Annotated in this window: 11 protein-coding genes; 1 reads left to right on the forward strand and 10 read right to left on the reverse strand. The window is 38.1% G+C overall.

The features are described from left to right. Positions 1-89: 89 nt before the first annotated feature. The 10 genes from AOG27_RS20755 to AOG27_RS20805 form a co-directional block, all read right to left on the reverse strand. Positions 90-416, reverse strand: coding sequence for a hypothetical protein (locus AOG27_RS20755; RefSeq protein ID WP_054554894.1), 327 nt, complete (start codon positions 414-416; stop codon positions 90-92). A 1-nt stretch (position 417) separates the two neighbouring features. Then, the gene (locus AOG27_RS20760; RefSeq protein WP_054554895.1) at positions 418-828 is read right to left on the reverse strand and encodes a hypothetical protein; all 411 of its coding nucleotides are present in this window, start codon (positions 826-828) and stop codon (positions 418-420) included. 314 nt (positions 829-1142) lie between these two features. Next, positions 1143-1328, reverse strand: coding sequence for a hypothetical protein (locus tag AOG27_RS20765; RefSeq protein WP_054554896.1), 186 nt, complete (start codon positions 1326-1328; stop codon positions 1143-1145). 88 nt (positions 1329-1416) lie between these two features. Next, positions 1417-2763 (reverse strand): zonular occludens toxin domain-containing protein, encoded by a 1347-nt coding sequence (locus AOG27_RS20770; RefSeq protein ID WP_054554897.1) that lies wholly within the window; start codon positions 2761-2763, stop codon positions 1417-1419. Next, on the reverse strand, positions 2760-3074 hold the full coding sequence (locus AOG27_RS20775; RefSeq protein WP_054554898.1) for a DUF2523 domain-containing protein: 315 nt from the start codon (positions 3072-3074) through the stop codon (positions 2760-2762). The genes AOG27_RS20770 and AOG27_RS20775 overlap by 4 nt, the downstream gene beginning before the upstream one ends. Continuing rightward, positions 3074-4531, reverse strand: coding sequence for a hypothetical protein (locus tag AOG27_RS20780; protein WP_161804362.1), 1458 nt, complete (start codon positions 4529-4531; stop codon positions 3074-3076). The genes AOG27_RS20775 and AOG27_RS20780 overlap by 1 nt, the downstream gene beginning before the upstream one ends. Before the next feature lie 117 nt (positions 4532-4648). Further along, the gene (locus AOG27_RS20785) at positions 4649-4873 is read right to left on the reverse strand and encodes a hypothetical protein (RefSeq protein WP_054554900.1); all 225 of its coding nucleotides are present in this window, start codon (positions 4871-4873) and stop codon (positions 4649-4651) included. Positions 4874-5090: 217 nt separating this feature from the next. Continuing rightward, positions 5091-5414 carry a hypothetical protein gene (locus tag AOG27_RS20795; protein WP_235523727.1) on the reverse strand — a complete coding sequence of 108 codons (324 nt, stop codon included), beginning with the start codon at positions 5412-5414 and terminating at the stop codon, positions 5091-5093. A 43-nt stretch (positions 5415-5457) separates the two neighbouring features. Further along, positions 5458-7449: a replication endonuclease gene (locus AOG27_RS20800; protein ID WP_054554903.1), complete on the reverse strand. Its 1992-nt coding sequence runs from the start codon at positions 7447-7449 to the stop codon at positions 5458-5460. Between the two features lie 3 nt (positions 7450-7452). Further along, positions 7453-7641, reverse strand: a complete 189-nt coding sequence (locus AOG27_RS20805; RefSeq protein ID WP_054554904.1) for a hypothetical protein — start codon at positions 7639-7641, stop codon at positions 7453-7455. A 131-nt stretch (positions 7642-7772) separates the two neighbouring features. Between AOG27_RS20805 and AOG27_RS20810 the strand changes: the two genes are divergently transcribed. Beyond that, entirely contained in the window at positions 7773-8111 is a 339-nt protein-coding gene (locus AOG27_RS20810) for a DUF3693 domain-containing protein (RefSeq protein WP_054554905.1), read from the forward strand. The last annotated feature ends 23 nt before the right edge of the window (positions 8112-8134 follow it).

Below are 8134 nucleotides of genomic sequence, written 5' to 3' on the forward strand. Positions count from 1 at the left end.
CCCATAAATTACGGTACGTAACATATAAGAAAAGGGCGAAAGCCCTTTTTTATTAATTAGTTATGATGACTGTCAGTCTTGACAGTATGTCAGTTTGAAGATTTAACAGGACAAAATTTTCTCATCTTTACCCGATTATCTTCATTCGGATTTTGACGATATTCCTTTAAGAAAAAATCACAAACTTTCTTTTCTTCAATTGCTTTTTCACGTTCTTGTCTAGTCAATCTTTTTTGATAATTTGGTTGGTATGCAGGAACTTGAATCTTTTTAGGCTGCGAAGCTTGGGTCAAAGCTTTTGTAGTCGCATCTGAAACAAGTTTAAGTTGATACATTGTCCATGTTTGATCAACAAGCCAAATAGTGAGACCAGCTAATGTTAAGCAGGCGTACAATTTTAAAAAATTAATTTGCATTTCAACTCCCTGTTTTAAGTGCTAATTCACCTACAATATCTAGTAATTGTTCTTGAAGATCAAATAAATATTTATCTTGAACTTTTGTTTCTGATTTAAGCTTTTTATACATGCTTTCATGTTCTTTAGCTGACCATTTGTAACGGTGAACAAACTGCACATCTGATGGTTTTACTTTACCCCAAGGTGTAGTCATAACATTGTTATGATATGAAATACTACATTCTGCCCATGGGCCAGTATCTGGCAAGTAACCGCGATACATTATCAAAATCAGTTTTTCAACTGGTTTACTAGCTTTATTAGCTTTTACATATCTCCTTACTTGTCTTTCACTTACTCCGAGTTCTTTAGCTCCTTTTGCGTAGTCATATCCGAATAGCGTAACGAACTGCAATTTAAAGTTGCCCATTGTGATTTACTCCTTTATTAAAAATCACAATGCACACTCCATTTAACTCTTTTTGGTTTATCAGAAGGCAATCAACTTTTTTCGAAGACAGACTAGGGCAGTGAATGCGATTGGCTTTCTCACTGGATTGATACCTGACCCTAATAAACAGCATATAAAATGGAAACAGATTCTCGATGAAATGATGATTTTCTGGAATGTATGACATGGCTACGCCATCCTCCAAGAACAGGAGATACAAAGGTGAGTGGTACGTAATAATTTTGTTCATTATTATGTACCGATACGAATATTACGTAAAAAATTACGTACCACTAAATAGCCTTTTTCATACGGCCTGTTCTGACATTTCTTGCCATAAAAGGTATATGGTCTGGGTTATCGATCAGAAATTCTATCATCTGTTTAATTTCAACTTCTGATTCGTCAGGTATCCAAAGGGTTACTTTCTTTAACCCTTTAACTTTCTGTTTCTGCTCGTATTTTTGATTTCTAGTCATAGTGTCACCAGTGACATATATTAGATCTGAGTTTTAAGCACACAAGGCAGAGGCTCGAAGCTCGCCTTTCTGCCTTTGTGTTGCTTAGTTAAAACTGTCTTAGGAAAATGTTTTTGTCAGAAAATTTTAAGATTGGTAAATCTTCTGTTAGATAAATCGAATAACCGATTTTTTCTAAATAGTTAGAGCTTAGAGTTATTACTTCAGGTTCTTTGATTTGCTCAGCTTGCTGTACCTCGTTTTCGCCTTCACCCATTATCGAGGTTTTTTGTCGCTCAACCTGATTGCCTGTTACGCAATTTATATAATGCTCGACAGTAACTAAGCCATGATTTTTTTTAACAACATAACCACCGTATTCATAGTCATCACACATTTCATTCAATGGATGTTCAAACTTTTGTGGTTTGTAGTCCAAATCAGAAAGTAACTTTTTTTGAGGTTTTATCGATAACTTAGTTTCAGGAATAACGGTCACTGGAGGTTCTCCAGTGGTAGGTTCTTCCGTGTCTAACATGCCAAGATTTTGAGCTAATGAATAGATAACATAAATTAAAATCGGAATAGCCAAAAAACCTAGATAAAGTTTAGGTGGTATTTTAAATCTAGCTGTATGTTCATCAGCTGACCAATAAACACCATAAAAATTGGAATCCCTGCGCATCATCTTAGTAGCGCACTTCTCCAAATCCCCTTTGTAATCAGTGTTAAATTGTTTATCTCGTTGAAATCGAGTTATCGCAGCTCCGCCCATAGGTCTAAAATAATGTATATGGGAATTGGTGCATTTTTGGATAACGTTGTCTAAGAAAGTGTAATGTTGAGTTACTAAATGTATATCAACGCCAGTATGTCTATGAGTCTGGAACTTTGTATAGTGTAATGGCCGCTTTGCACTATTAGCCATTGGTGAAAAGAAGTCCTGACACTCATCAAACACACTTATAGAACCATTTGGTAAATCAGGCCATTGAGTTGGGTCATCTACTTTTGTCCAGTGATAGTTAAGTAACTTTATAGATTCAATCGTAGGCTCTTCAGCTTCTTCTAGATATGTATCTAATCCGGTTAAATTCTTCTTCGGATAACAACGGCGGCACCAAGTAGCAAACAATTCTATTGCTGCCCGTTCATCATAAAATTTGTACAAAGGCGACAACCAAGGTGCGTCAGAAATTTCAACTAAACGACCCTCTTCATGCGCTTTTTTAATTATTTTAGAATATCTTTTACCCTTTTTTGTTTTAGCTACTGAAGGAAAAAAGGAGCCATAAAACCAACCAGCAAAACTATTACAGAAATCCAAATCCAGAAGGAAACACTTAATATTGTTGTAGAACTTCTGCTTTTGTGTAACTTGTTCATCTTCGCAAATCTCCTTTAAAGTATTTAACGTTTTACCTGCACCTGGAACACCTGTTCTTAAATAAATCATTGGTTAGGTGCTCCAACTTTCATTTTTGTTACAGAACCAGCTGAGGTTAAACCTTTAATACTTAATGCGGCAGCATAAGAACCTAGGACAATACCCACAGCAACATCAGTTTTTGCAAGTTTAAGAACTGCAATCATTTCGATCGGCATAGTTGAAGCATAAGAAGCTATTTGCTGATATATATAATCAACACCAAATTGACCCAATTGGTAAGTGACGTAACCAAAACCAAGACTAACGAGAACTTTAGAAACAAGGCTTGGAAGTAAAGCAGCTAGTGCAGCAAAAAAACTCTGTATTAAAAAAGGCATTAGAAAGACCCCGCAATAATTTTACCTGAATGGATTAAAGCACTTATAACGAGCAAACCTGATATTGCTTGAAATATTAAAATTATATATTTGTAAGTGAAACAAAGGGTTTTGCCATTGGTTAGAGTTACACACTTTTCTTCTGGCAGCTCAGCATTCGGAAGCCAGTCATCATATTTGTCAGCGTACTGGTTAAGATTTAAAGTTTCTGTAGGGAGTTCGACACCATCACCAGTACCAATACCTGAACATTCTTCAATGGTGCCTTCACAATCTTGACCGCCGATATTACCGTTGCCAGTACCATTGCCGCCACCACCGCCGCCACCGCCAGCTTCAATCCCGTTAACTGCATCGACTAACTCATTAAATTTACCAACGGTTACGGCATGTAAACGTTCATCTTGGCTAGTTTGTAAAAGAATTGCAGTGTCAATACTTTCCATAATATTAAGAAAGGCTTTAGCATTTTTGGTATCAGCGTCTATTTTTTTATTATGTAATTCATTGTCGTTATCAATTAATCGATTAATGCTGTTTTCAATTTCAGTTTCAACATTTTTTAAACTACAACCTGTATCACCCTCAGCACAGGTTTCTTTAGTTTTATCAGGTGTTTTTGAATCATCAACTTTAGAATCTGAATTATCTAAAGGGTCATCTTCAGGAATCGGTTGGTGATGGTCTGGGCATTGTAAAAGGGTGACAGTTCCATCACTTGTAGTGGTGCATTGGTCAGCATTTGCATCATTTGCAAGTTTGCTATTTTCATAAGGTTTATCACCGCAAGCAACACCTTGACTTACACCAATCGCAAACTTACTTAGTGATATCTGAGATTCATTAACATTATAAGTACAACCACCATTACAGTATAAGCCACCACCATCGAATGGTGAGCCACCGATAGTAGGTGAAGAAAATAAACTTTCACTACTACCAGCAGGAGGACATTCATTAGGAAGACAAGAATCCGAGCCAAGAGCTTTTGAAGCGCCTTTAGTATGATAGCCTGCAGGACAATCTTCAGGGTCAACTAGAGTTTTTGCACACATAATATCATTAGCATTTGGACCCACTTTATACTCAATGGTGTGGTCTGGGAATTCATCAGGAGGACAACTTAAAGAAGGTTTCTCTACTGTATCTGGAAACAATGAGAAATCAGCAGCAGCTTCACCTTTATCATACTTATCACTTGTATACCAAAAACGAGCAAAATCATTATGAGGTTGACATGTCATATCGTAATAGCTTCTCGAAGACGTAGAAAAAGGGACGAAAGAAGCGTTAAGGCAAGCCCGATAAACTGGGTCGTCACCATCTCCACAATACTCACCGCCAGTAACATGCTCACTATTCAATACATAACATCTTTTCATAGTGGATTTTGGGGATTTCAAGTCAGAATCATCAGGTATAGAAGATGAAGCTGTAGAAACAAAAAAGGCGCTCATTAGCGCCAATATAAATATTAGTATTCGCATCATTGCGCCTTAGTTTTCAATCATCAAATAAGATATAAAGTGCTAAAAGTCCTGAGACAATTAGCACTGTGTCTAATGTGATGAACATTAGCTAAACGACATACCTTTAAGCCACTTCCAAACAATAGCTACGAAAGCAGCACCTAAGAATGCACCACCAATCAGGTTGGCATTTTCGGTAAAGAAAGTTGTAAATTGAGTTGTTGCAGCAGTTACCTCAGCGGCAGGTTCAGCAAGTGCAGAGCCAGAAGCTACTAAAGTAGTTAAAATACCAGCCTTAGCTAGTTTGCTTTTTAGAATGTTAGTTTTCATGGTTAAGTTCCTTATCTATTCCAAACCATTTTTGATAATTTCTTCCACCCATAACAAGTAAGAAGAACGATGATAATTTGAGGAGCTACTTCATTTTGAAATGTCTCCCAATCGAGCGGAACTGGAAGAGGTGTTTCCACAACCTCCAATTCCACCGGACACTGTTTCTCTACAGGCGCAACGGGACAAATAGCAATGTATTTGTACTCGCCCATAGTTAGTTTTTAACCTGTTTTGTTTCAGATGGCAGGCTATGTAAGCGGAAGCCTTTCCAGTCCATCTGACGAGCAACGTTCGCACCTTCGTAATACTCGATATTGAGTAGTACAGGCTTTAAGCCCCAGCCATTAGGGTCTGATTGCATTTGCTCTAATTGCTTGTATGTACCGTCTGTGAATTGATCTGCTGAAACTTTCACAGATAGAATTTGCGCAGGGTTTTTAGTGTGCAGCTTAAACTCTGCGGTTGTAGGCAGTGGAGCGCCTTTATCGTCAGTACGGTTAACAGGGATTAAATCTGTGATAGCGCCTTCAATATTCATAATAAATTTCCTTAATCAGTGGTCTTAAAATTAAAAGTTACAGTTAATGACACAAGTCCAAGTTCGCGATTTCATCGCTCATAATGTTGCCTGCTAGTGCTTCGTAATCCATGAACAAACACATGTTTTGATAGTCCTCTAAAACACATGCTTCTAGGAATTGCATTTCTTCTTTGGTTGGCTCGAATAAGCGACCGTGGTCATGCCAGCCTTGAATCTGCTCTGATACGCCTATCATGATTTTGCGCTGAGCCTTGATGTCTGTTTCAGTCAAAATCTGTGATGTTCCGCGACGAGTGATAACAACTACGGCATCCCATGCAACGCCTAAAATACGGTTGGCTGGTTGGTCGCCGTATTTGGTGGCAAAGTAGGGCGATTGGGTTTCGCTTCGGCTAATCTCACCTGTGATTTGGTCAACAATGTCAGGTATCTGGTAATGCAGTCTTAGCGTTTGATCTTTACGTTTAACTTGTACGCCGCCCATTGCTAAACAAAACGCTTTCCAGTCAGATGAATCAGCGGCTTGACGAACCTTTTCTAAGGCATATTTTGAAACTGTATCTAGTGTGGTTTTCATTGCGTTAGCAACCTCGCATTTGCCTTGTTCGCCTTGGCCTAGTCGTCTAAGTTCACGCCATAAACTGACAGATGGACCACCGATTTGCTGAAAGCGTCTAATGTTAAAAGTGCTTGCCCATGTTGATGCGCGTTCAGCAGCATCAGCGGGTAGTACGTTAATTTCACCAGCTTGAGAACAAGTGACTTTGTCGATGCAATCACCAGTAACAGCTTTAGTAATGTATTTAGCAATGTAACCAGCCGCAGAGCCTTTATTTTTATTAATAGCAATGGCTTTAAAGCGAGTTGTTTTTGATTTGAATTCGTCTGGTGTATCTTGGGTGCAAAGCTTTCTAAGTATGTTACGTACTTGAGTTGCATCACCTTTTTCCATGAATAAAAGCATGTGCCAGTGTGGGCAACCGTCATGATGTGGTTCAACAACTCTAAAGCCGTAAGGTCTTAAATCTTGCTTAGCGAATAGGGCGCGGGCACGTTTCCAAATATCGTTAAAATATTCTTGTGCTTCTTGGGGTGTTGAGCCGTTATATTTTTTGTTCGGTATACCTGTATGGTGTACTGAATGAAAACGACTCGGCGCTGATAAAGTATAAAACTCACCACGATGGCCATGCATGTCGGCCAGTTCTTCAAAACCACGAATACGAACCATGAGTTCGGCTGCTTGTTGTTTGCCCGATGTATGCGAACGTTCAATGATGGATTGTAATGTTTCAAATTCTTCAAATGGATTTGATTCATTCGGAACAACAAATAAATCAGACATGATTTGTTCTGATTTACGTTTTCTATCACGGCGGTTTTGGATAGTTGGTTGTGAGACATAAGCGCTTGCTTTTTTATGAACGAGTCTTAAATCACGCGCTAATTGTTCAATGGTTACAGCTTGGATTTTGCGTAATTTTCTACGCCACCAAATAGGGTCTGCAAAACGGTTAAGTGCGCCAACTAATGATGTTGCTGATAGGGTTGAACAGTAAGGTGAAACGAGAACCGGTGCATCGATATTAAATGAATTTGCCAATTCTTTTAATTGTACAAATACATGCAAGTTATGACCATTTTTAGCGATTTTAAGCTCGCAATAGCGAGCTTTTTGCTCTGCAATATCACAAAGTTCATCATCAGAAACAGATAAATTGATGTGACCGAACTTCACATTCCCTAGTTTTAACGCTTCATCTGCACGCTTTAAACGGGCGTTTGCATCGGCTAAATTGCCGAATTTTTCAGCTAAAAAGTAGCCCGTACTAAGCATGTGAGCAAGGTTAGAATGACGTTCAAAGATACGATTTCGCCAAGTTTGATAGTCGAAAAAACGTTCTTTCATTGGCTTAGATAAGTTCTCGAAAACGTCTTTTGCCGTGTTTGCAGGGTGCAAATTTGCCGTTAAATTCATTGCAGTATTTAACGGGAATACTTGGGCGTATTGGGTAGATGATAGTGCGGTCATTATCTAGTCCTTACTATCCATATATGAATCTTTAAGTGTTTCGTTAACAGCCAAAAGTGCAGCAATAATTACAAACAAGTACAGGCTGAAGAAAATAGTTAGAGTAACTGGGTCAGGAATATCGATTGAGAATGTATCGAGTAAATATTGAGATAAACTTTGGTTTAGCTCATGTAATTTAGTGAAACTCATATCCGTATTCCTTGTTAAAATGACGAACTGTCAATCTTGAATGCTGGTAAATCTAGCATTCAGTTTTGACAGTCGTCAACTTTTTATTTATCAAGAATGACAGTTATAATTAAGTAAGTGAGGAGAACGCTATGAATTTTAGTTACGAACTAATTGAAAAATATAAAGAAGTTAAAGGTTACACTCAGGACAAACAAGTTATTTCAGATTTCACTGAATTTAACTCAGGTAATATGTCCCAAATTAAAAAAGGTAATCGTCATTTAACTGCGAACCAGTGCATCGCAATGGCTAATGCTGTTGGTATGGATCAAAAAGAAGCTTTACTAAAACTTGCTATCGAAAAATCAAAATCCAAGGAAGAAGGTAAGATCTGGTCGGATATTGTAAAAAAGATTAGTGCGGCATGTGTAGCGCTAACACTTGTTGCAGGACTAGCAAACGCTCCAACTGAGGACGCTTTTGCGTAATAGCGGATAGCCCATAAATTACG

The sequence above is a fragment of the Pseudoalteromonas lipolytica genome, assembly GCF_001306915.1.
Taxonomy (GTDB): domain Bacteria; phylum Pseudomonadota; class Gammaproteobacteria; order Enterobacterales; family Alteromonadaceae; genus Pseudoalteromonas; species Pseudoalteromonas simplex.